Below are 1274 nucleotides of genomic sequence, written 5' to 3' on the forward strand. Positions count from 1 at the left end.
ACGCAGAAAAGCCCCGGACCTGGTGGTCCGGGGCTTCCCCACAATGTTTGTCCGGCGGCGTCCTACTCTCCCACACCGTCACCAGTGCAGTACCATCGGCGCTGTAAGGCTTAGCTTCCGGGTTCGGAATGGGACCGGGCGTTTCCCTCACGCTATGACCGCCGTAACTCTATCGACTTGTCAAACCACGCACCTGGTGGTTTGTGTGTCGGGAACTACACAGTGGACGCGAGCAATCTTCGGGTCAAGTCATCGGCTTATTAGTACCGGTCAGCTCCACACATTGCTGTGCTTCCACATCCGGCCTATCAACCCAGTAGTCTAGCTGGGAGCCTCTCACCCACAAGGGGCATGGAAACCTCATCTTGAAGCGTGCTTCCCGCTTAGATGCTTTCAGCGGTTATCACTTCCGAACGTAGCTAATCAGCGGTGCCCTTGGCAGAACAACTGACACACCAGAGGTTCGTCCATCCCGGTCCTCTCGTACTAGGGACAGCCCTTCTCAAGTTTCCTACGCGCACAGCGGATAGGGACCGAACTGTCTCACGACGTTCTAAACCCAGCTCGCGTACCGCTTTAATGGGCGAACAGCCCAACCCTTGGGACCTACTCCAGCCCCAGGATGCGACGAGCCGACATCGAGGTGCCAAACCATGCCGTCGATATGAACTCTTGGGCAAGATCAGCCTGTTATCCCCGGGGTACCTTTTATCCGTTGAGCGACGGCGCTTCCACAAGCCACCGCCGGGTCACTAGTCCCGACTTTCGTCCCTGCTCGACATGTCTGTCTCACAGTCAAGCTCCCTTGTGCACTTACACTCGAAACCTGATTGCCAACCAGGCTGAGGGAACCTTTGGGCGCCTCCGTTACCCTTTAGGAGGCAACCGCCCCAGTTAAACTACCCACCAGGCACTGTCCCTGATCCGGATCACGGACCGAGGTTAGATATCCAGAACGACCAGAGTGGTATTTCAACAATGACTCCACACACACTGGCGTGCATGCTTCACAGTCTCCCACCTATCCTACACAAGCCGTACCGAACACCAATACCAAGCTATAGTAAAGGTCCCGGGGTCTTTCCGTCCTGCTGCGCGTAACGAGCATCTTTACTCGTAATGCAATTTCGCCGAGTTCGCGGTTGAGACAGTGGGGAAGTCGTTACGCCATTCGTGCAGGTCGGAACTTACCCGACAAGGAATTTCGCTACCTTAGGATGGTTATAGTTACCACCGCCGTTTACTGGCGCTTAAGTTCTCAGCTTCGCCGTAAG

Annotated in this window: 2 rRNA genes; both read right to left on the reverse strand. The window is 55.7% G+C overall.

Annotation, left to right across the window (positions count from 1 at the left end):
- Positions 1-49: 49 nt before the first annotated feature.
- A 5S ribosomal RNA gene (rrf, locus tag K313_RS0119410) occupies positions 50-166 on the reverse strand.
- Positions 167-240: 74 nt separating this feature from the next.
- Positions 241-1274 (reverse strand): 23S ribosomal RNA (locus K313_RS0119415); the annotation flags it as partial.

Origin of the sequence: Arsenicicoccus bolidensis DSM 15745 (genome assembly GCF_000426385.1) — a bacterium.
GTDB classification, from domain to species: Bacteria; Actinomycetota; Actinomycetes; order Actinomycetales; family Dermatophilaceae; genus Arsenicicoccus; species Arsenicicoccus bolidensis.